Annotated in this window: 21 protein-coding genes; 6 read left to right on the top strand and 15 right to left on the bottom strand. The window is 51.3% G+C overall.

The features are described 5' to 3' along the window. Positions 1 to 34: 34 nt before the first annotated feature. Positions 35 to 526 carry a hypothetical protein gene (locus tag CLR69_RS07135; RefSeq protein ID WP_129711465.1) on the top strand — a complete coding sequence of 164 codons (492 nt, stop codon included), beginning with the start codon at positions 35 to 37 and terminating at the stop codon, positions 524 to 526. Between the two features lie 53 nt (positions 527 to 579). On the opposite strand, the gene artJ (CLR69_RS07130) is transcribed toward CLR69_RS07135, so the two are convergent. The 5 genes from artJ (CLR69_RS07130) to artP all read right to left on the bottom strand — a co-directional run bounded on the left by artJ (CLR69_RS07130) (position 580) and on the right by artP (position 4,390). After that, complete coding sequence (gene artJ, locus CLR69_RS07130) at positions 580 to 1,311, bottom strand: arginine ABC transporter substrate-binding protein (RefSeq protein ID WP_010306608.1); 732 nt, start codon at positions 1,309 to 1,311, stop codon at positions 580 to 582. A gap of 199 nt (positions 1,312 to 1,510) precedes the next feature. Then, the gene (artM, locus tag CLR69_RS07125; protein WP_129704420.1) at positions 1,511 to 2,179 is read right to left on the bottom strand and encodes an arginine ABC transporter permease ArtM; all 669 of its coding nucleotides are present in this window, start codon (positions 2,177 to 2,179) and stop codon (positions 1,511 to 1,513) included. Next, the gene (gene artQ / locus CLR69_RS07120; protein WP_129711464.1) at positions 2,179 to 2,895 is read right to left on the bottom strand and encodes an arginine ABC transporter permease ArtQ; all 717 of its coding nucleotides are present in this window, start codon (positions 2,893 to 2,895) and stop codon (positions 2,179 to 2,181) included. The genes artM and artQ overlap by 1 nt, the downstream gene beginning before the upstream one ends. An 11-nt stretch (positions 2,896 to 2,906) precedes the next feature. Beyond that, a complete protein-coding gene (gene artJ / locus CLR69_RS07115; RefSeq protein WP_129711463.1) occupies positions 2,907 to 3,641 on the bottom strand; it encodes an arginine ABC transporter substrate-binding protein in 735 nt (244 codons plus the stop codon). Positions 3,642 to 3,661: 20 nt separating this feature from the next. Continuing rightward, positions 3,662 to 4,390 carry an arginine ABC transporter ATP-binding protein ArtP gene (gene artP / locus CLR69_RS07110; protein ID WP_129704424.1) on the bottom strand — a complete coding sequence of 243 codons (729 nt, stop codon included), beginning with the start codon at positions 4,388 to 4,390 and terminating at the stop codon, positions 3,662 to 3,664. A gap of 157 nt (positions 4,391 to 4,547) precedes the next feature. Between artP and CLR69_RS07105 the strand changes: the two genes are divergently transcribed. Continuing rightward, positions 4,548 to 4,871 (top strand): heavy metal-binding domain-containing protein, encoded by a 324-nt coding sequence (locus CLR69_RS07105; protein WP_129704426.1) that lies wholly within the window; start codon positions 4,548 to 4,550, stop codon positions 4,869 to 4,871. Positions 4,872 to 4,941: 70 nt separating this feature from the next. Beyond that, positions 4,942 to 5,769 (top strand): N-acetylmuramoyl-L-alanine amidase, encoded by an 828-nt coding sequence (locus CLR69_RS07100; RefSeq protein WP_129711462.1) that lies wholly within the window; start codon positions 4,942 to 4,944, stop codon positions 5,767 to 5,769. On the opposite strand, the gene CLR69_RS07095 is transcribed toward CLR69_RS07100, so the two are convergent. The 4 genes from CLR69_RS07095 to CLR69_RS07080 form a co-directional block, all read right to left on the bottom strand. Next, positions 5,766 to 7,202: a DUF2867 domain-containing protein gene (locus tag CLR69_RS07095; protein ID WP_129711461.1), complete on the bottom strand. Its 1,437-nt coding sequence runs from the start codon at positions 7,200 to 7,202 to the stop codon at positions 5,766 to 5,768. The genes CLR69_RS07100 and CLR69_RS07095 overlap by 4 nt on opposite strands. A 158-nt stretch (positions 7,203 to 7,360) precedes the next feature. Then, positions 7,361 to 8,386, bottom strand: a complete 1,026-nt coding sequence (gene hcr, locus CLR69_RS07090) for an NADH oxidoreductase (protein ID WP_129711460.1) — start codon at positions 8,384 to 8,386, stop codon at positions 7,361 to 7,363. Between the two features lie 139 nt (positions 8,387 to 8,525). Further along, the gene (hcp, locus tag CLR69_RS07085) at positions 8,526 to 10,178 is read right to left on the bottom strand and encodes a hydroxylamine reductase (RefSeq protein WP_129711459.1); all 1,653 of its coding nucleotides are present in this window, start codon (positions 10,176 to 10,178) and stop codon (positions 8,526 to 8,528) included. 188 nt (positions 10,179 to 10,366) lie between these two features. Continuing rightward, complete coding sequence (locus CLR69_RS07080; RefSeq protein WP_129711539.1) at positions 10,367 to 11,266, bottom strand: LysO family transporter; 900 nt, start codon at positions 11,264 to 11,266, stop codon at positions 10,367 to 10,369. A gap of 312 nt (positions 11,267 to 11,578) precedes the next feature. Between CLR69_RS07080 and CLR69_RS07075 the strand changes: the two genes are divergently transcribed. Next, positions 11,579 to 13,243 carry an ATP-dependent endonuclease gene (locus CLR69_RS07075; protein WP_129711458.1) on the top strand — a complete coding sequence of 555 codons (1,665 nt, stop codon included), beginning with the start codon at positions 11,579 to 11,581 and terminating at the stop codon, positions 13,241 to 13,243. A gap of 131 nt (positions 13,244 to 13,374) precedes the next feature. Here CLR69_RS07075 and cspD read toward each other — a convergent pair whose 3' ends face one another. After that, positions 13,375 to 13,596 (bottom strand): cold shock-like protein CspD, encoded by a 222-nt coding sequence (gene cspD, locus CLR69_RS07070; protein WP_010306383.1) that lies wholly within the window; start codon positions 13,594 to 13,596, stop codon positions 13,375 to 13,377. A gap of 548 nt (positions 13,597 to 14,144) precedes the next feature. Between cspD and clpS the strand changes: the two genes are divergently transcribed. Beyond that, positions 14,145 to 14,465 (top strand): ATP-dependent Clp protease adapter ClpS, encoded by a 321-nt coding sequence (gene clpS, locus CLR69_RS07060; protein WP_039300706.1) that lies wholly within the window; start codon positions 14,145 to 14,147, stop codon positions 14,463 to 14,465. A 29-nt stretch (positions 14,466 to 14,494) separates the two neighbouring features. After that, the gene (gene clpA / locus CLR69_RS07055; RefSeq protein ID WP_129711457.1) at positions 14,495 to 16,768 is read left to right on the top strand and encodes an ATP-dependent Clp protease ATP-binding subunit ClpA; all 2,274 of its coding nucleotides are present in this window, start codon (positions 14,495 to 14,497) and stop codon (positions 16,766 to 16,768) included. A 110-nt stretch (positions 16,769 to 16,878) separates the two neighbouring features. Here the strand turns inward: clpA and CLR69_RS07050 are convergent, their stop codons facing one another. From CLR69_RS07050 to cydD, 5 genes are all read right to left on the bottom strand, one after another. Continuing rightward, the gene (locus tag CLR69_RS07050; protein WP_129711456.1) at positions 16,879 to 17,259 is read right to left on the bottom strand and encodes a VOC family protein; all 381 of its coding nucleotides are present in this window, start codon (positions 17,257 to 17,259) and stop codon (positions 16,879 to 16,881) included. Positions 17,260 to 17,514: 255 nt separating this feature from the next. After that, positions 17,515 to 17,733, bottom strand: a complete 219-nt coding sequence (gene infA, locus CLR69_RS07045; RefSeq protein WP_002211347.1) for a translation initiation factor IF-1 — start codon at positions 17,731 to 17,733, stop codon at positions 17,515 to 17,517. 113 nt (positions 17,734 to 17,846) lie between these two features. Then, the gene (gene aat, locus CLR69_RS07040; protein WP_129711538.1) at positions 17,847 to 18,551 is read right to left on the bottom strand and encodes a leucyl/phenylalanyl-tRNA--protein transferase; all 705 of its coding nucleotides are present in this window, start codon (positions 18,549 to 18,551) and stop codon (positions 17,847 to 17,849) included. Positions 18,552 to 18,584: 33 nt separating this feature from the next. Next, the gene (cydC, locus tag CLR69_RS07035; RefSeq protein ID WP_129711455.1) at positions 18,585 to 20,324 is read right to left on the bottom strand and encodes a heme ABC transporter ATP-binding protein/permease CydC; all 1,740 of its coding nucleotides are present in this window, start codon (positions 20,322 to 20,324) and stop codon (positions 18,585 to 18,587) included. Beyond that, the gene (gene cydD, locus CLR69_RS07030; protein WP_129711454.1) at positions 20,324 to 22,090 is read right to left on the bottom strand and encodes a heme ABC transporter permease/ATP-binding protein CydD; all 1,767 of its coding nucleotides are present in this window, start codon (positions 22,088 to 22,090) and stop codon (positions 20,324 to 20,326) included. The genes cydC and cydD overlap by 1 nt, the downstream gene beginning before the upstream one ends. Positions 22,091 to 22,111: the final 21 nt, after the last annotated feature.

Below are 22,111 nucleotides of genomic sequence, written 5' to 3'. Positions count from 1 at the left end.
AGTAAATGTATTTGTCAAATCAGAGAGGGATTTTATGATCGAAAGCTCTATTATTTTCATTTTAGTAATACTGCTCCTTGCTTGGGGAGTAATGTCCGGTTTTTTTTATAGACAACCATCCTTCATGATTATTATCGGGCTATGTTTTTGTTTTGCGGGTGCCATTGTTATCGCTTCATTTGAGAGCCTGGAACCTCTAGAGCTTTTTAAAGACGTAAAATTATCTCTTTCCATCGTTAATTATACTATTGCTGCTGCGGGAGGGAGTTTGATTGCTGGTGGACTTATGTTGAAAGCCCAGCACGCGGCACGAAAGGAAAGAATAGAAGCAGAAAGAAGCTTATATCTTGAAGTCACACTGATAAATGATCTTATCGACTCTTTTGAAGAAAAAATGAAAAAAATGGATACCTCAGATGTCGATGAATTTAAACAAACATTAGCAGACGGAAAAATAGTGCTATATGAAAAAATTCAGGCATTGAAAGAAAAGAAGAAAAAGCTAGATAAGCTTGAATATGAATAACTAGCACAGTAGATAAGCATTGGATGGTTTTACCACCCAATGCTTGTTTAATATTATTGTGGGAACCACTTGTCATTGATGGTTTTATAAGTGCCATCGGCTTTGATGGCATCCAGCGCTTTATTTAGTTTTTCCAGCAGCGCCTTGTCATCAGGGCGAACGGCAATGCCCAATCCAGTGCCGAAGTATTCAGCATCAGTCACATGCTCGCCAACTGTTGCCAGTTCAGGGTTTGTCTTAATCCACTCATTGACGACAGCGGTATCGCCGAATACCCCGTCGATACGACCGTTCTTCAGATCCAGTACCGCATTTTGATAGCTATCGTAAGAGACGGTCTGTACTTCAGGGTGCTTATCGTGCATGTATTTCTGGTGCGTCGTACCGTTTTCCATACCAATACGTTTGCCTTTCATCGCGGCAAAGTCGCTGAATTTCCCTTTTTGCGCAATCACCACGGCAGAGTTGGCATAGTAGGGCTGGGTGAACGCCACCTGCTTGCTACGTTCAGGGGTGATATCCATACCGGAAATGACCGCGTCATAGCGACGGAATTTCAGCGCGGGGATTAGGCTGTCAAACGCCTGATTGGTGAACGTACAGGTGGCTTGCATTTGTTTGCACAGCGCTTTCGCCAGATCCATATCGAAACCGACAATTTCGTTGCTGGCATCCAGTGACTCAAATGGCGGGTAGGTGGCTGATGACGCAAAACGGATGGTGTCTGCGGCGGTGGCGCTGAAGGCGATTCCTGCCAGTAAGGTGGCGAGCACTAATTTTTTCATTACTTACTCCTGTCTGTTTTTCTTATACGGTAGACTTGCGGAAACATTCCGGCGTCATGGCGATTACCATGCCAGTAATTGAATTTATATGCAATTAAAATGATTAATAAATCGATTTATTGCATGTTTTTACATCAGCACGCCATAAAAAAAGCAGGCTATCAAAGCCTGCTTTCTAAACGGATAAGTGCGTTAAAGATCAGTTGCGGCGTTCGAATACCAGTGAACGGCGTTCAACCCAGCGCATCAATAGCGTTAGTAACCCGTTGACACACAGGTAGATAATCCCAGCGGCACCAAACACCATCACGTCATACGTACGACCGTACATCAGTTGGCTGTAGCCCATGACTTCCATCAGCGTAATGGTATAAGCCAGCGACGTGCTCTTAAATACCAGCACCACTTCGTTTGAATAAGAAGAGAGAGCACGTTTAAACGCGAACGGCAGCAAAATGCGTAATGTTTGCTTCTGATTCATTCCCAGAGCCGCGCAGGATTGCCACTGTCCGGCAGGAATGGCTTTTACCGCACCATAGAACAGCTGTGTGGTATAAGCCGCGCTATTGAGCGCCAGCGCTACCATCGCACACAGCCACGGTTGTGAAAGCAGGTTCCACAGCCAAGGGATTTGCTGAATAGAAGTAAATTGCCCTGGGCCATAGTAAATCAGGAAGATTTGCACCAGCAGCGGCGTACCGGTAAACAACGTAATGTAGCCTTTCGCCAACAGTGATACGACAGGCGTTTTTAGCGTCAGCACGACAGTCAGCAGCAGTGACAGCACCAGCGCCACGACAATCGAGACGGCGGTTAACGTCAGACTGGTATGCAGACCTTTTAATAGCTCAGGTAAATAAGCGAGCATCAGGAAGGTCTCCGCTCAAAACGCGTGGTGTGCAGATCAATGCGTTTCAGCACATACTGACTTAACAGCGTGATAACCAAATAGATTGCTGCCGCAACGACGTACCAGGTAAAGGGCTCCTGCGTCCGTGTCGCAATACTTTTGGTTTGCAGCATCAAATCGTTAACGCTAATCAGGGAAACCAATGCGGTATCCTTCAGTAATACCAGCCACTGATTACCTAATCCGGGTAGGGCGTGACGCCACATCTGCGGCATAATCAAGCGGAAAAAGATCGCAGACTTACTGAGCCCCAGCGCTTGTCCAGATTCCCATTGTCCTTGCGGTACCGCTTTCAGCGCACCGCGCAGCGTTTGAGACGCGTAAGCCGCATACAGCAGCGCCAGCGCAATCACACCACACAGGAAAGGGCTGATTTCAAACATGCCAATATCCAGTTTTACCGGAATCTGCACAATGAAAAGATTCAGCGTAAAACCATCCGCCAACATCATCAGCAGTTGGGAAGAACCGAAATAGATAAACAGCACGACCAGAATTTCTGGCAGACCGCGCAAGAGTGTGACTATCGCTGTACCCGTCCAGCTAACGGCTTTCCAGCGAACGGTTTCCCAAACGGCAAACAGCATCGCCAGCGCAAGGCCGAGCACCAGTGCACAAACGGCAAGGCCGACGGTCATCCCGGCGGCGCTTGCAAGAGGTTGAAATTCAATCATTGAGCGTCAGATTACTGCTGGAACCATTTTTTGTAGATGGTCTCGTAAGTGCCATCCTGCTTGATTTTGTTGAGCGCATCGTTGAATTTTTTCAGCAGCTCATCGTTATTCTGGCGTACCGCGATGCCCAGACCGACACCGAAGTAGTCTTTATCCGTTACGTTTTGACCCACTGATGCCAGTGTATCGTTCTGCTTCAGCCATTCGTTAACTACGGCGGTATCACCGAATACCGCATCCAGACGGCCATTTTTCAGATCCAGAACTGCATTCTGGTAACTATCGTAAGGCACAGTGTTGATATCGCTGTACTTTTCCATCAGATATTTTTGATGGGTCGTGCCATTTTGCACGCCAACGCGTTTGCCTTTCAGCGCAGCGACATCGGCAACTTTTCCTTTCTGGGCGATAAACAGGGCAGCATTATCATAGTAAGGCTGAGTGAATGACACTTGCTGCTGACGCTCTGGCGTAATATCCATTCCCGCGATGACGGCTTCGAAACGACGGAATTTCAGGCCGGGGATCAGGCTATCGAAAGCCTGATTGCTAAATGTGCAGTTGGCCTGCATTTCTTTGCACAGGGCGTTAGCCAGATCGATATCAAAGCCCTGAATCTGGTTATTGGCATCAACAAATTCGAACGGAGGATAGGAGGCTTCTGTCGCGAAACGGATAGTATCCGCGGCGTTAGCAGAGGCGGCGGCCCCTACTGCGAATAAGGCTGCAACAATCAATTTTTTCATTATCATTTTCCTGATAGCAATCAATGTGATAAATAACCAGCGAATTCAGGTGTCTGCGGCTGGGTAAAGTGCGTCGCATCCCCCTGCTCAACGATGCGGCCGTTTTCCATATAAACCACCCGGCTTGCCGTTTTACGAGCAAATTCAACTTCGTGGGTAACGATGACCTGCGTAATACCGGTTTGTGCCAATTCACGGATGATGTTGACGACCTGCGCGGTAATCTCTGGATCCAATGCGGCAGTGGGCTCATCAAACAGCAAGACTTGAGGTTCCATCATTAGCGCACGAGCAATCGCTACGCGCTGTTGCTGCCCACCCGAAAGATGAAGAGGAAAGCGATCGGCAAAATCATTAAGGCGCAGGCGAGTCAGCAACTTGTCAGCACGGGCTCTGGCTTCTTCTTTACTTAGCCCCAGCACGCGGCAGGGCGCTTCGATCAGATTCTGCACCACGGTTAAATGTGGCCACAAGTTATATTGCTGGAACACCATCCCGACGTTCTGGCGCAGTTCACGGATCGCGCTGTCGGATGGCGTGCGCTGAAAATCAAACTGATTACCAGCGATGGAAAGTGTGCCTGAACGCGGCATTTCCAGCAGGTTAAGAACGCGTATCAGCGAACTCTTTCCTGCCCCGCTAGGGCCAAGAAGAACCAGCGTTTCACCCGCAGGACAATCGAGGGTGATATCAAATAGCGCCTGGTATGTGCCGTAGAAACAGTTAATGCCGTTTAGTTGAATACTCATGCGTAAGAATTGAATAGACATTGATGCGGCGAATGTTAACGTCGGCAGAATAGTTATGCAATCACCGTGGGTTAAAATTTGCCAATAAGCGATTTGTTGGTTAAATAATAGCACAAAATAATGTATTACGACCCGAGCCCCGCTATAGGAGAGATGAATGCAACTATCTACTACGCCAAATCTGGAAGGCTTCACCATTACTGAATATTGTGGTGTCGTGACCGGTGAAGCCATTTTGGGAGCGAACATCTTCCGTGACTTTTTCGCTAGTATCCGCGATGTTGTTGGCGGACGTTCCGGTGCCTATGAAAAAGAGCTGCGTAAGGCGCGTCAGATTGCGTTTAAGGAACTACAGGAACAAGCTGAAGAGTTAGGGGCGAACGCCGTTGTAGGCATTGATCTTGACTATGAAACCGTCGGGAAGGATGCCAGTATGCTGATGGTAACCGTCAGCGGCACTGCCGTGAAGGTTCGCCGCTAGTCGCTAATGGGTTAATTGAGCGAGAATGGGCAAACACGTCGTGGAAAAGCACGGATATAGTGGAATAACGATGCTGAAATGGATGGTCTGCATAGCGTTGGGACTGTTGGCGGGTTGCCAGACGGCTCCCTCGTTGCAGGAACAGAATAATTATGTACTGGAGACGGCATTACAGTCGCGTGCGCAGGAATCCCGTATCCGCTTTTTGGTCATTCATTACACGGCGGAAGATTTTGCCACCTCGCTGAATATTTTGACGGACGAGCACGTCAGCGCCCATTACCTTATTCCGGCACATCCGCCGTTGCGGCACGGCAAGCCGCTTGCCTGGCAACTGGTGCCTGAATCTCAGTCCGCCTGGCATGCCGGGGCGAGTAGCTGGCGTGGGTTTAGTCGACTGAATAATTCCTCGATTGGTATTGAGATTGAAAATGCAGGCTATCAGCGCACGCTAACGGGCTATACCTGGGAGCCGTTCACCGCTTCGCAGATTCAGCTCGTGACCGCCATCGCTCGTGATATTGTCGACCGTTATCAGATTGCACCGCAGAATGTGGTGGCACACAGCGATATTGCCCCGCAGCGGAAACAAGACCCAGGACCGCTGTTCCCCTGGCAGGCGCTAGCGCAAGCGGGCGTTGGTGCCTGGCCGGATGCGCATCGGGTGGCGTTTTATCTGAATGGGCGTCTGCCGTTGCAGCCAGTGGATGAAGCGATTCTGTTGGAAAAGCTGGCGCGTTATGGTTATGCGGTGCCTGAAACGATGACGACACGCGAGAAGCGGCAGGTGATTGCCGCTTTCCAGATGCATTTCCGACCTATGAACTATCAAGGTCAGCCAGATGCCCAGAGTGAAGCGATTGTCGACGCACTGCTGGAGAAATACGGCAGCCGCTAAACCGCGTCCTTCTCCGCCAGTTTCGCAATACGTGCTGCCATGCCACGGAAGATAAACAGGTGAGCAGGCATCATCAGAAACCAGTAAACCAGCCCGTTGAACCCGGAAGGGTGCCAGCGGGCGCGGACATCTACGGTTCGGTGAGTGCCTTTGTCCGTGATAGTAAAGTTGAGTTTACCCAGCCCCGGTGCTTTCATGCCGAATAGCAGTACCAACTGGCGCTGTGGCGTGATCGAGATAACCTTCCAGCCGTCAATTCTGTCGCCCACTTCCAGCGTTGGGCGCTCGGGGCGTCCATAAGTCACGCCGTTACCGCAAAGATCGTCCAGTCGGGCGCGGATGTTCCACAGCGTATTCGCGTAAAAATAGCCCTCTTTGCCACCGACCTGCTGGATGACCTGCCAGAGCGCCTGACTGGAGGCTGTCGTCTCCATCGTATGACCCGCCTGCTTGGGATAAAAACCGTAATTCGGCTTCCAACGTGCACGTACCTCGGTGTCGTCGCCCCAGTCAGCCTGCTGCACGCTCTCCATTTCGCTTTGCAGCGTGAGACGCACTGCGTCATCAAAGCTCATCAACTTTTGTGGAATCAATGCCTGTAGCTCACGTCCATCGGCCTGTAAGTCGTGTTTTAACCCCTGAATCAGCGCGCGGGCGATGGATGGGGGAACGGATGTCACCAGATGCAAGAACCAGACAGACACCAGATGCGTCGGCATCGGAACGGGAATCAGCACTCTGCGTTTACCGCTGATCTGAATGAAACGCTCAAACATCGTCTGGTAACTGATGTATTCGGGGCCCGCGGCATCCATGATGCGATTCTCTGTTGCGGAGTGATGTGCAATGTCGATCAGATAAACCAGCAGGTTATCCAGTGCAATAGGCGACGATTTAGAGCGTACCCAGCGCGGCGGCGTCAGCACAGGAAGGTTATAGACCATATCGCGCATGATCTCGAACGCCGCCGAACCCGCGCCAATAATAATGCCCGCGCGCAGCTCCGTGACGGGAATACCACTACTGCGTAATACATCACCGGTGATTTGGCGCGCCTGCATGTGCGGTGAGGTGTCATCTTTCGCCTGAAGCGACCCCAGATAGATAACCTGTTTTACGCGGCTGGAGGACAGCGCCAGCAAAAGATTCATGGCAGCCATGCGCTCTCTGGCAACGAAATCTGCACCGTCACCCATGCTGTGCACCAAATAATAGAGCGTTTCCGCTCCCCACAGGCCATCAGGCAGGCTTTCTGGTCTGGTGAGATCAACCTGCTGGCAGTCAACGCCCGGCCAGTTTCGTGACGCGAGGGATTCGGTATTTCGACCGGCAGCGATGATCCGCTTGCCCTGTTTGCTTAAGCGTTCGGTTAAATGGCGGCCAATGTAGCCAGTTGCGCCCAGAATCAGGATCGGGGCTGAGGGGGATGTCATGCGCCAGCGGCTCCACAGCAAAATATAACCATGGCTTACTATAACGGGGAAAAAGAAGAAAGTGAGAAAAAGTGTGCGATAACAAGGCGTAATTTACTATGGCCTACCTGCCCGATAGCTGTGCTACCGAGCAGAAGGGGGTAAAGCGGGGGAGAATATCAGGCCAGAACGGTGTCGCCTTGTAGCTGGCAACTACAGGCCAGAACATAGCCTTGTGCGATCTCGGCTGGTGTCAGCGTCATGGTGCTGGTTGTAGTGTAATTACCAGACAGCACGCGGGTTTTGCAACTCCCGCAAACACCAGCTCGGCAGGCGGCGAGAACCTGAACCTTATTGGCTTCCAGTGCGGCCAGCAGGCTGATACCCACCGGAACACGCAGATTTTTCAGCGGACGACTGATGGTCAACGTGAGCTGGTCGGCATCTTCATCCACCACGTCATCTGCCGGGCGGAACTGTTCTTTGAAGATGCGGTTTGAGGCCACGCCACGCTGTTGACTTAGAGTTTCCATCTGGTTCATGTACGGCGCCGGGCCGCAGGTCATCACGGTACGGCTGGCGATATCTGGTACGTGTTCGGCCAGCAGGTCGCCGCTGATACGTCCGGTGAGGAAGCCGGGCGCTGCATCAAACTCTGCCATCAGCGTTAGATGCAGCTGCTGCGGGTAGCGCTGCATCAGATCTTGCCATTCGCTGGCGAAGATCACCTGCTGTGGATTGCGCACGTTGAAAATGACGTGGATGTCGGTTTGCGGTCTGTTTGCCAGCAACCAGCGGCACATTGACATAATCGGCGTGACGCCGCAGCCTGCTGCTGCCATCAGGTAACGATCGCTGACCGCGTTGGTGCAGGTGAATTCTCCTTGTGCATCGGACAGCCATAGATAATCACCGACTTTCAGCGTTTGAGTCAGCCAGCGTGAACCGACGCCGTCGTCCAGCCTTCTTACTGTCAACGTAATAAAGCGGCTGAGGCCTGGCGAAGACGAGATCGTATAAGCCCGTAGCGTTTCCTCGCTGTTAGCAATGCTGACTAGCGCATACTGACCCGGCTGATACGGATAAAAATCATGATTAACCAGTGAAATCGTCCAGACATCCGGCGTTTCCTGGGTAATCGAGTGCACCTGCATGCGGTTAGAACAAAGCGGTGTCGGCCCAGCGTGTGGTACTGGCATCGTCATAGTCAATCTCCATAACAAACGGATACGGTGAAGCGTGTAAAAATAGCGGCCTATGGGAAGGTAGGCTTAGCATGAGGCATCAATATCGACACCTCACGCTGCGTGACGAGGAACGCGCTCCTCCGTCCGCATTGATTCATCAAGCGGCCAGAATGGTGTTCATGTCCTGTTCAACGGTGGTAATTGCCCGCATACCGAATTTGTCATTCAGAATGGCAAGCAGATTGTCCGTCAGGAAGCCCGGTGCAGTTGGCCCGGTGTAGATATTTTTCACGCCGAGGGACAGCAGGGTGAGTAGGATGACAATCGCTTTCTGTTCAAACCAGGACAGTACCAGACTCAGCGGCAGATCGTTGACGCCACAGCCCAGTTTCTCTGCCAGTTTGACAGCCAGAATAATGGCCGCGTAGGCGTCATTACATTGGCCGACATCCAGCAGACGCGGCAGACCTTCCAGTGTCCCGAAGTCCAGTTTGTTGAAACGGTATTTACCGCATGCCAGCGTCATGATCAGGCAGTCTTGTGGGACATTCAGCGTGAAGTCAGTGAAGTAGCTACGTTCTTCACGGCTACCGTCACATCCACCAACCAGGAAGACGTGGCGCAGTTTTTTCTGTGCAACCAGATCGATCACGGTATCGGCGGCGCTCAGCAACGTTTCACGACCAAAGCCGACGGTGATCGTGTGCTCGATTTCGCTGTACGGGAAACCAGCCAGACCCTGTGCTTGTTCGATAACCGGGCTGAAATCGTCGCCTTCCAGATGATTCACGCCCGGCCAGCCGACGATGCTACGCGTCCAGATGCGATCGCCGTAGTTGCCTACGTTCGGGTCGATAATACAGTTAGAGGTCATGACAATTGCGCCAGGGAACTTGGCGAATTCGGTCTGCTGGTTTTGCCAGCCGCTGCCGTAGTTACCTGCCAAATGCTTGAATTTTTTCAGCTCTGGGTAACCGTGCGCAGGCAGCATCTCGCCGTGGGTATAAATATTCACACCCGTGCCTTCGGTTTGCTCCAGCAACATGCGCAGATCTTTCAGATCATGGCCGGAAATCAGAATGGCTTTACCGGCAATCGGGCGCACGTTAACGGAGGTTGGCTGTGGGTGACCGTAAGCATCGGTTTCGCCATGGTCGAGGATCGCCATGACGTTGAAGTTCATTTTACCGATGCCCATCGCGTTGTTCAGTAGGGTGTCAACATCGGATGGCTGTGTGCCCAGCCACGCCATGAAAGCATGATATTCGGCATAGATAGCGTTGTCATACTGACCGAGAACGTGGGCGTGCTCCATGTAGGCCGCTGCACCTTTCAAACCGTAGAGGTTGAGCATGCGTAAGCCATGGACGTCATCACCGATACTGGCTTTATCGCTGTCTAGCGCAAAATCTTCCGCTTGTTGCAGCAAGGCCGGAATATCGTTGCCAGCAAGTTGCAGTGCCGCCATCGGGTGATCTACGGTCACCGTGGCATCGTGCAGACGACAGCGAACCGCCAGCGATTCACGCAACGTAATGGCTTCCTGCGCGTAGCCAATAATACGTTGGGAATCGAAGTTAACGTTGGTTAACGTAGAGAAGAAGGCACGTGGCGCAAAGCTGTCTACATCATGATCGATAATATCCAGCTCGCGTGCTTTCAGCGCCCAGGCCGAAAGTCCTTGTAGCACAGCCACCAGCAGGTCTTGTAGATCGGAGGTTTCTGCGGTTTTGCCGCACATGCCCTGCGCGTAAGAGCAGCCATTTCCAACAGGGGTACGAATCGTTTGTTCACATTGCACACAAAACATAATGACTTCCTTTTTTTAAGTTGCATTTAAAATGCTTGTTTAAAGCATAGTGTCAGCCGAGGCAGGTAAAAAGGCTTTTTTAATGCAACTTTAGGTAAATTTGATTTAGCGCAATTTTGGTGATGGGCAATGAAAATCACTCTCAATCACAGCCCATAAACGAGGGGAAAAAGGTGAGAAGTAGGCGCTTATGAGGTAAATAATGCCATCAATATTGGTGCCGCGAGGCTTAACAAGAAACCGTGTACGATGGCAGCAGGTACGATATCAACACCCGCGCTGCGCTGTAAAACGGGCAGTGTGAAATCCATCGATGTTGCACCGCACAGGCCTAATGCGCATGAGCGATTGCGCTGTGCCAGCGCAGGAATCAGCATAATCGCCAGTAACTCGCGGGTCAGATCGTTGAAAAATGCCGCACTGCCGATGACGGGGCCGAGGGCGTCGGTCAGCAGAATGCCTGATAGCGAATACCACCCATAGCCGGATGCCATCGCCAGACCGGTTTTTAGCGGTAGCCCCAGAATCCACGCAGCAAGCAGGCCGCCACCGAGGGCGCTGATACCCACGATGAGCGCAATAACCAGACCGCGACGATTTAATACGATCTGACGCAGCGTCATTCCGCTGTTACGCAGTTGAATGCCCACCAAAAATAGCAGAAAAATCAGGGCATACTCGCTGCCTTTACTGGCGTGAGTGAACCCTGACCATTGCGTTAAACCGAGCGAAAAGCCTCCGAAGACTACGCCGCAGAGTTTGAATGATTCAACGATCATACGCAGTCGGGAAGGCGGGGCTGCATCTCTAAACTTGCTCTGCCACGCGCTACGTTTTTCCCACAGCCACAGCGCAACACCGTTTGCCGCGACAATGCACAACGCGAAGACAGCGGTGTAGCGGAAGATCAGTAACAAATTACTGCTGAGATTTTCCAGAAATGCCAGACTAATTCCCATCAAAAACAGAATAACGTACACCATCCAACTCAACAGTTGATTAATCAGCTGTAATGCTTTTTTGGCACGTAGCGGTACCAGATAGCCAATGATGAGCGGTAATAAAATAATTAATAATCCTGAATACATCACAGAATTGATGTCCTTACGCGAGAAAAACGGCGCTAACCCGTATTTTAGGATTGGCGGGGGTTGCCGTCGTTAGACAATGAGGCTTTTCTTCTTCATTTGTTACCCCGAGAGATGTCTATACGACGGAAATACAAACCGTGCATTGACAGCATCGTGGGATTCATCGGCTACACTTGGCGGGAAGAAAAACGATAATCTATTAAAATTAAACAAATTATCGGAGCGAGTAAAGCGCTGTCTGGCAGGATATTCTACTCGGAGGGGATCTTACCAGCAGAAATCCGCAGGCAGCCGCTACAGGAGAGAATAATGCATCTGGAAAGTATTGAAATCCTGGGGTTTCGGGGAATCAATCGTCTGTCGCTGACACTGGACGAAAATAACGTGCTGATTGGGGAGAACGCCTGGGGTAAATCGAGCCTGCTGGATGCACTCTCGCTGCTGTTGGCACCGACGTTGCCGCTTTATCATTTTGACATGCAGGATTTTCACTTCACTCCGGGGGATGAAAACAGTCGGGAAAAGCACCTTCAGGTTATTTTTACTTTTTGCGAGACGGCACCTGGCCACCATTTATCTCCTCGCTACCGTTCGCTTAGCCCCGTTTGGGTGGAGGGAAACGAGTCGTTATACCGCGTTTTTTATCGGCTGGAAGGTGAGGTGGACGAAAGTCAGTCGGTTTTCACCTGGCGCAGTTTTCTGGACGCCGACGGGCATCCGATACCGCTGGACGATATTGATGAGCTGGCTAGAGAAATTATCCGCCTGCATCCGGTGCTACGGCTGCGCGATGCGCGCTTTATGCGACGTCTGCGTTCGGGAACGCTGGCGGCGACGTTAGATAACAGCAATGAAAAGCTAGCTCAGCAGTTTGAGCAACTGATGCGTGAGCTGGTGCAAAATCCACAGAAGCTGACGGATAAAGAGCTGCGCCAGGGATTAGTCGCTATGCGGCAACTGCTGGAACACTATTTTTCCGAGCAGAACGCCACGGGTAACGACCGACGCCATCACCGCCATGCGCGAACGCACAACGGTAAATCGTGGCGGTCGCTGGATAACATCAACCGCCTGATTGCCGATCCCAATAGCCGCAGTCGCCGAATTATCCTGTTAGAGCTGTTCTCCACGCTGTTACAGGCGAAAGGGTCTGTGGCGTTGGATCCCCACGCTCGTCCACTCTTGCTGATTGAAGACCCGGAAACCCGGCTGCACCCGATTATGCTGTCAGTTGCGTGGGGGCTTCTGACGCAACTGCCACTTCAGAAAGTCACGACGACCAATTCGGGAGAGCTGCTGTCGCTGGTACCGATGGAGCAGGTGTGTCGTCTGGTGCGAGAGTCCTCAAGGGTTGCGACGTACCGTATTGGTCGTCAGGGCATGAACGCGGAAGACAGCCGGCGGATTGCGTTTCACATTCGTTTGAACCGGCCAGCCTCGCTTTTCGCCCGCTGTTGGTTACTGGTGGAAGGGGAAACCGAAGTCTGGATGTTGAATGAGCTCGCGCGTCAGTGTGGCCATCATTTTGAGGCGGAAGGGGTAAAAGTGATTGAGTTTGCCCAGTCGGGTCTTCGGCCATTGCTGAAGTTCGCGCGTCGTATGGGGATTGAATGGCATGTGCTGGTCGATGGCGACGATGCGGGGAAAAAGTATGCGGCGACGGCGAGGAGCCAGTTAATCGTACAGAATGAAAGTGAGCGAGATCATCTGACCGTCTTGCCGGCATCGGACATGGAACACTACATGTATCGTGAGGGATTCAGCCAGGTTTATCACCGCATCGCACAACTACCGGAGAAAGTGCCGCTATCGATGCACAAAATTATCATCAGGGCTATCCATCGTTCATCCAAACCTGATCTGGCAATTGAAGTGGCGATGGAAGCCGCCGCGATGGGCAGCGATGCGATCCCACCGCTTATTCGCAGCATGTTCTCCCGCGTCCTGTGGCTGGCCCGCGGACGTGCGGATTAGATGCGCGCGACGCATAGACTCTAAATAAAAATGCCGTTCAGTGTGCTGAACGGCATTGGTCGCATTGTATTAATTTTTACTGTTTAGCGTCGCGTGTTCTGAGTAGAAGTGTAGGGTGTATGTAGAAGGGGTCAGGATGCGGCCTCGGCGATTTGCGGGACGATCAGGCAGGCATGATTGCCTTTCGGCCCTTGATGAACATCAAACCTGACAACCTGTCCGGCTTTCAGAGTCCGGTAACCATCCATTTGAATCGTTGAGTAGTGCGCGAAGATATCGTCACCGCCCCCTTCTGGACAGATAAAACCAAACCCTTTGGCATTATTGAACCATTTAACAGTACCTGTCTCCATGCATTGACATCCTTCGCAAGAGTATTCTTTTCAGTAAGGTGTGGTTATTTGGTTACTACGAATACGAATTGATTAAAACCTCATCAATTCATCCGTACACTTTAGTGAAATCGATCCCGGCGTCAAGCGATCCACCGCGTGGTGGGGAAGAGAGTTTGTCAAAGTTTGATGCAGATAACGCTATTGATGAACCAGCAATCGTGTTGCGTAATCAAGATATCGAGTGCAGGCCTTGAATTTTGCTTTCCGGGAACCATTTCATTCCTCAGGTGGTAAAATAAAAAGTAGACGTGCTACTGTAAATGTAGAAATACCCGTAATGCCGATTGTTTAAGGATCGAGATTCCGGGGGCTACCACGATGCGAGGCATCCCAGCGAGAGTCTCATCATCAGTGTTTCCCCCTGAACCCATACTTAAGTGGCTGGGATTAAAAGGTACCCGTCATCTTTCAAGTCGCAGGCACGCATTTCCTGCTTCTCGGATCTATTGGGAATAAACAGACCAATGTCGCGAGTCGCGATGTTCGTTACATGATGTGGATAGAGAATGGGAAACAATAGTACGTGGTCACAATCGGAAAGCCTGACCGCCGATCAACAGAAAGAAAAATTGCAGCCACCGTCCATGTATAACGTGGTGTTGAATAACGATGATTACACCCCGATGGAATTTGTTATTGACGTTCTGCAAAAGTTCTTTTCTTATGATATTGAACGTGCCACACAGCTTATGTTAACTGTGCATTATCAGGGTAAAGCAATTTGTGGCGTATTCAGCGCTGAAGTGGCTGAGACCAAGGTCGTACAAGTTAATCGTTATGCCAGAGAAAACGAGCACCCGCTGCTCTGTACGCTGGAAAAAGCCTGAAGTCAGGCGATTTATTGGGAGAGGTGCCTATGCTCAATCAAGAACTGGAACTCAGTCTCAACATGGCTTTCGCCAGAGCGCGTGAGCACCGACACGAGTTTATGACCGTGGAGCACCTGCTGTTGGCTCTACTCAGTAATCCGGCCGCCCGTGAAGCACTGGAAGCCTGCACGGTAGATTTAGCCGCGCTACGCCAAGAGCTGGAAGCCTTCATTGAACAGACCACTCCAACATTACCGCAGAGTGACGATGAGCGCGAAACTCAGCCGACGCTCAGCTTCCAACGCGTACTGCAACGCGCCGTCTTTCATGTGCAGTCCTCCGGCCGCAGTGAAGTGTCTGGCGCTAACGTTCTGGTCGCAATTTTTAGCGAACAGGAGTCCCAAGCCGCCTACCTGCTGCGTAAGCATGACGTTAGTCGTCTGGATGTCGTGAACTTCATTTCTCACGGCACGCGCAAAGAAGAATCCGATCAGGCGCCGAACGCTGAAAGTCCCGTCAATGAAGAACAGGCAGGAGGGGAAGATCGTATGGAAAACTTCACCACCAATCTGAATCAACTGGCTCGCGTTGGCGGTATCGATCCGCTTATTGGCCGGGATAAAGAACTGGAGCGCACGATTCAGGTACTGTGCCGTCGCCGTAAAAATAACCCACTGCTGGTCGGTGAGTCCGGCGTGGGTAAAACCGCGATTGCTGAAGGGCTGGCCTGGCGTATTGTGCAGGGCGATGTGCCGGAAGTGATGGCGGAGTGCACGCTGTACTCGCTGGACATCGGGGCGCTGCTGGCAGGCACCAAATACCGCGGTGACTTTGAAAAACGCTTCAAAGCACTGTTGAAGCAGCTAGAGCAGGATAAAAACAGCATTCTCTTCATTGATGAAATCCACACGATTATCGGTGCTGGCGCAGCGTCCGGTGGTCAGGTTGATGCGGCTAATCTGATTAAACCGCTGCTTTCCAGCGGTAAGATCCGCGTTATTGGTTCCACGACGTATCAGGAATTCAGCAATATCTTTGAAAAGGATCGGGCGTTGGCGCGTCGTTTCCAGAAAATCGATATCACTGAACCTAGCGTGGAAGAAACCATACAAATCATTAATGGTCTGAAGCCGAAGTATGAGGCTCACCATGATGTTCGCTATACGTCAAAAGCGGTTCGTGCGGCAGTAGAGCTGGCAGTGAAATACATCAATGACCGTCATCTGCCAGATAAAGCCATTGATGTAATCGATGAAGCCGGCGCGAGAAGCCGTTTGATGCCAGTCAGCAAGCGCAAGAAAACGGTCAATGTGAGTGACATCGAATCGGTTGTTGCCCGTATCGCTCGTATTCCAGAAAAAACCGTCTCCGCCAGCGATCGTGATGTGCTGAAAAACCTCAGCGATCGCCTGAAAATGCTGGTGTTTGGGCAGGACAAGGCTATCGAAGCGCTGTCTGAATCCATCAAAATGAGCCGTGCAGGACTGGGTCAGGAGCGCAAGCCGGTAGGCTCCTTCCTGTTCGCAGGCCCTACGGGGGTTGGTAAGACGGAAGTGACATTACAGTTGGCAAAAGCGCTGGATATCGAACTGCTGCGCTTTGACATGTCTGAATACATGGAGCGTCATACCGTCAGCCGCCTGATTGGTGCACCTCCAGGCTATGTGGGCTACGATCAGGGCGGTCTGCTGACGGATGCGGTGATCAAGCATCCTCATGCCGTGCTGCTGTTGGATGAAATCGAAAAAGCGCACCCAGACGTCTTTAACCTGCTGTTGCAGGTGATGGATAACGGCACGCTGACAGATAACAATGGCCGTAAAGCGGATTTCCGCAATGTCATTGTCGTCATGACTACCAATGCGGGCGTGCGGGAAACACAGCGTAAATCCATCGGTATCATCCATCAGGACAACAGTACGGATGCGATGGAAGAGATTAAGAAGGTGTTTACGCCGGAGTTCCGCAACCGTCTTGATGGCATTATCTGGTTCAACCATCTGTCGACCGATGTTATCCAACAGGTTGTCGATAAGTTTATCGTTGAACTTCAGGCACAGCTAGACGCGAAAGGCGTGTCGCTGGAAGTGAGCGATGAAGCGCGTGACTGGCTGGCAGAGAAAGGCTATGACAAGGCGATGGGTGCCCGACCAATGGCGCGCGTGATGCAGGAAAGCCTCAAGAAACCGCTGGCCAATGAGCTGCTGTTTGGTTCGCTGGTGGATGGTGGTTCTGTAACGGTGGAACTGGATAAAGAGACGCAACAGCTGACCTATGGCTTCCAAAGCGCGCAGAAGCGGAAAGCGGAAAGCGTTAATTAATCGATACCGTTTGTTATCTAAAAGGGATGCTGATGCATCCCTTTTTTACTGGTGCGTCGACTATGGCTGATTAGGATACAAGTAAAGAACCTATCTAGGATCGCTTCTGACTAAGAAATGTTGCTTGTGTCCGTCGCGCAGACTCTCAATCGATGCCCATCAGGATCTATGGCAACAAAGGTATAGCCGAATTCAAGATTTATTGGTTCGAGTTCAAATTTTACGCCTAACTTTTTCCACTCCTGATATATCGTGTCTACATCATTTTGGGTGACATCGGACAGGCAAATTTCAAACCCACCAAATTGGGCTTGAGGTTTTGGATCAATTCCTGATTTAGACTGGATGCCTAAAATAAAGTCGGAGGCGAGAGGAAAAACAGAGAATTCCTCATAGGCTTCTAATGGTTCCGATTTTAATATTTTTTTATAAAATTCAGTGCTTAATAAAACATCTTCAACATAAATGATTAAGCTATTCGGTTTAAACATGTCACGTCCTTATATGAGCATTTCATCAATCATATCGTTATTCATCTTAACTATAAGTCAATTTTCTTTGAAAAAGAGATGATTTTATCTGACCCGATCGTTTAATCAGGATTAAAAGCCGATGAGTAGGGTGACGCTAGCGTGAAGGTAGGGACGGGAATGCACCAAAAAACAAAAGCCCTTGCCAATGAAGGGAAGGGCTGGGGAGGGAGTCACATCCTCATATACCGCTGTTATCAGCGATGAGCTAACCGGTTAACGGCTGCGGAAGACAATGCGGCCTTTACTCAGGTCGTACGGGGTTAACTCTACAGTGACTTTGTCACCCGTCAGGATGCGGATATAGTTTTTACGCATTTTACCTGAGATATGAGCGGTAACCACGTGCCCGTTTTCCAATTCAACGCGGAACATGGTGTTGGGCAGCGTATCAAGCACGGTGCCTTGCATTTCAATATTGTCTTCTTTGGCCATCGAATCCTCTAGGTCTAACTACCTTTATTTTTTAACCGCAAGATAATGCCGAAAAACCGACATTATGTAAAGAAGCGTTCACGTTTGGGGCGTTATTTACCCGCTTTTCTCTATTAAAAAGTCGGTTCTGCGAGCCGCTGTGGTAGCCAGCAACCGTCATCGACAGCGATATCCTGCCACTGGGAAAGCTGTTGTAGAAAGCGATCTCGGGGAATTTCACTCACGCCCAGCGAAGCGGTATGGGAGTTTAACACCTGACAATCAATCAACTGACCACCGTGGCGAATAAAATGTTGTTGAAACGCCAACAGCGCGAATTTTGATGCATTATCCGTACGGCTGAACATCGACTCACCGCAAAATAATCGCCCTTGTTCAACACCATATAACCCGCCAACTAATTCGCCATTATGCCACACTTCGACGGAATGCGCTTTCCCAGCCCGATGAAGCTGCTGATAAGCTGAAATTATGTCCGGCGTAATCCAGGTTCCATCATAGTGTTCGTGCGCGCAGGCATGAATAACATCATCAAATGCCTGATTCAACGTGGCATGAAAAGTATGGCGCTTCAGAAATTTTTTCATACTGCGGCTGAGATGAAATTCACCCGGAAGTAGCACCGCACGCGGATTCGGTGACCACCACAGGATAGGCTCACCGGGGGAGAACCAAGGGAAAATACCTTGCCGGTAAGCTGCCTTAAGCCTGGCAACGGAGAGATCGCCGCCAACGGCCAGCAGGCCGTTGGGGTCATCCAGAGCATGATTCGGGTCAGGAAACTGAAGTGATTGCGACGATAGCTGGTATAGGCGCATGTTTTTCAAGCGTTGTGCTTCATTGGAATTGCCTTAAACGTGTTGGCGAAATTGCCAATAACGCCCTTGTTGTGCCATCAATGCCTGATGGCTGCCTTGTTCGATCACTTTACCATCATCCAGAATACAGATGCGATCCATTGATTCTAAACCGTATAGCCGATGGGTGATGACGATCAAGGTCTTATCGGCACAGTGTTGGCGGAGCAGTTGCAGAATACGTTTTTCGGTTTCTGCATCTAATCCCTCTGTGGGTTCATCCAACAGAACTAACGGCGCGTCGTGCAATAAGGCTCGAGCTAAAGCGATACGACGCTGTTCGCCACCGGATAGCTGGCGACCACCTTCTCCCAACCAGGCATTCAGCCCTTCGTTTTCCAGCAGCTTTTCTAACCCGACCTGTTGTAATACTTCGGTCAGTTTTTCGTCCCGTGCAGTTGGTGCAGCCAGCAGCAGGTTATCGCGTAGCGTTGCGCTGAAAATATGTACGCGTTGTGGCACCACACTCATCATGGTACGGAGATCTTCTTCCCGCCAGTCGGCAAGAGGGTGGCCGTTAAGCGTAATATCACCGTATTCAGCATTCCATGCCCGAGTCAGCAACTGCAATAGCGTCGATTTCCCGCATCCAGTACGTCCCAGCAGCGCCAGATGTTCTCCCGGCTGAATGGAAAGGGAGATATTTTGCAGCACGGGCTGTGGCTGGCCAGGATAAGTGAACCCGACATGTGCGAGTTCGAGTGATGCCGCACGTGAAGTTTCTGGGCCATGTGTTGGGAACGTGACGTCAACGGGCTGACGAATGATTTGATCGACCCGAGCGGCGGAAGCTATAACTTGCCCCATGTGTTGGAAGGCTACCGTGACGGGCGCCAGCGCTTCAAAGGCAGCAAGTGAAGCGAACACGAACAGGGCGATCAATGCACCGGGCTGTGGATTACCGCCAACGCCATCGGCTGCCAGCCACAAGATCAGGGCAACTGTCAGCCCACTGCATAAAATCATCACCGCCTGAGACAGACCGGTAAGATTGGCCTGTTGGCGCTGGCGACGCAGCCAGTTAATTTCCACCAGTGCCAACTGCTGGCGGACGCGATCGAGTGCGCCGAAGACGGTGAGCTCCGCCTGACCTTGCAGCCAGGTTGTTAGCTGAAGGCGATATTGTGCGCGCAGTGCGGTCAAGTCCTGCCCGATACTGTTCCCCGCCTGATAAAAGATAATAGGCAGACACAACAGCAGTACCAGCATGATGGCACCAAGCGTCAGAGCCAGTGAGGCATCAATAAAGCTCAGGCCGTAACAAACGATAAGAATGACGGCGAAGGCGCTGATAATGGGAGAAATAACGCGAAGATAGAGGTGGTCGAGCGTATCAACGTCCGCTACGAGCCGGTTTAGCAGTTCTGCCTGACGAAATTGCGCCAATCCGCCAGGAGAGAGCGGCAGAATACGGGAAAATGTGAAAACGCGTAGGCGCAGTAGAACACGGAATGTGGCATCGTGGCTGACGACTCTTTCGCCATAGCGCCCAGCCGTGCGCGCGATGGCGGCACCCCGTACGCCTGCGGCGGGCAGCATATAGTTAAAGGTGAGTAGCCCGACGATCCCTGCCAGCGCGGAACCCGCCAGAAACCAGCCAGATAGGGCGAGTAGACCGATACTGGCTAGCAGCGTAGCAATTGCCAGCACCACGCCCAGACTCAAATACCAGAAGTGCTGACGATAAAGTGCCAGAAACGGTTTCAATACCCGCATCGTTTTCATCTGAGCCATTACAGCGCCTCCTGTCGTTGTGCCAGCAGTGCCGCGAAGGGGCCTGTTTCTGCTCGGAGTGTTTGATAATCACCTTGTTGAACTAACTGACCGCCTTCCATCACCCAAATTGCATCATACTCGGTGATATCGGTGAGCTGATGCGTGACTAGCAGCGTAGTCTGGGAACGTGCAGCGTCGTTCAGTGCCGTCATAACGAGCTCTTCGCTATGGGCATCCAGGCTGGCTGACGGTTCATCTAGCAGCAGTAAATTACAAGGATGAATGAGAGCACGGGCAACGGCGACGCGCTGCGCTTGTCCAACGGATAAACGTGCTGCGCCGTCACCGATCGTGGTTTCCAACCCCTGTGGAAGCTGTGGTAAAAATTCTTGCACATAGGCGCGCTCAATCGCCTGCTGCAACTCCACAATGCTGGCCTGCGGGTTGCCCAGCAGAATATTGCTACGCAGCGTCAGTTCCGGCAAATGGGGGTTTTGCCCAACCCAGCTCAACTGCTTACGCCATGATTCAGGCGTAAGTGTGTCCAGTGCCTGGCCGTTGACGGTGAGTGAGCCACGGTAGGGCAGAAAGCCCAGCAGCGCATTAAGCAGTGAACTTTTTCCTGCCCCACTGATACCGACCAGCGCGATACGTTCACCTGCTCGGATATTGAACGTCAACGGTTGAGTCAACGGTGTGCCATTCGGTGCGAGAACAACCAGGTTTTCTGCCCTAATGACAATAGCGGTATCGCTGCTGAATTCGTGTGTGCCAAAGCCGACCGTCTCGCCTTCTTCTGCCAAAAATGTCACCAGCGATTCTGCCGCACCAATAGCTTGGGCCTTGGCATGATAGAACGTGCCGAGATCGCGCAAAGGCTGAAAGAATTCCGGTGACAGAATTAAGACGAGAAAACCGGCGAAGAGTGTCACGCCCATTCCATAATGACCAAAATCCAGCTCCCCGAGATACGAGAAACCGAAATAGACGGCGACAACGGCGATAGAAATGGAGGCAAAAAATTCCAGTACACCCGAGGAGAGAAATGCCATACGCAGCACTTCCATGGTACGGCTACGGAAATCTTCGGAAGCATGACGGATTTGTTCGGTTTCAGCCTGACCGCGATGAAACAGACGTAGCGTTTCCATCCCGCGCAGGCGATCGAGGAAATGCCCGCTCAGGCGTGCCAACGCCAGAAAATTGCGTCGATTGGCATCCGCTGCACCCATACCGACCAGCGCCATAAACAGGGGAATAAGTGGTGCGGTTAGAAATAGAATCAGACCCGCAGCCCAGTTGAGTGGAAAGATCGTGATCAAAATAAGTAGTGGGATCAGTGCGGCAAGATACATTTGCGGCAGATAGCGGGCGTAATAATCCTGCATATCATCAACCTGCTCAAGAATCATCGTTGCCCAGCTACCGGCGGGTTTACCCTGTACCCAGGCTGGGCCAAGCTGTTGCAACCTATCCAGCACGAGCTTACGAATTTGCTGTCGAACGGCTTGTCCGCAAAGAAAACCAACACGCTCGCGTACCAAACTATTCAGTGCGCGCAGAATAAATGTGGCGATCAGAAAGAGGAAGGGTGAGATCAGGGATTCACGTGGGGCATGATCGATGATCAAGGCATGAAGCAAGGTAGCTAACAGCCAGGCTTGTGCCACGATCAACGCGCCGCTCAGGAATCCAAGCAGCAGTGAAAGTCGTAGCCACCGTTGCGCCAGCTTACTTTGCTGTTTCAGCCAGGCGGTCAGTTCTTGCTGTCTGGTTTTTTTCATCAGGCACCAGTTCGTTATATT

Source organism: Pectobacterium zantedeschiae (assembly GCF_004137795.1).
Classification (GTDB): Bacteria; Pseudomonadota; Gammaproteobacteria; order Enterobacterales; family Enterobacteriaceae; genus Pectobacterium; species Pectobacterium zantedeschiae.
The sequence above is the reverse complement of the archived record's forward strand: the minus strand, read 5'-3'. Positions and strand labels throughout refer to the sequence as shown.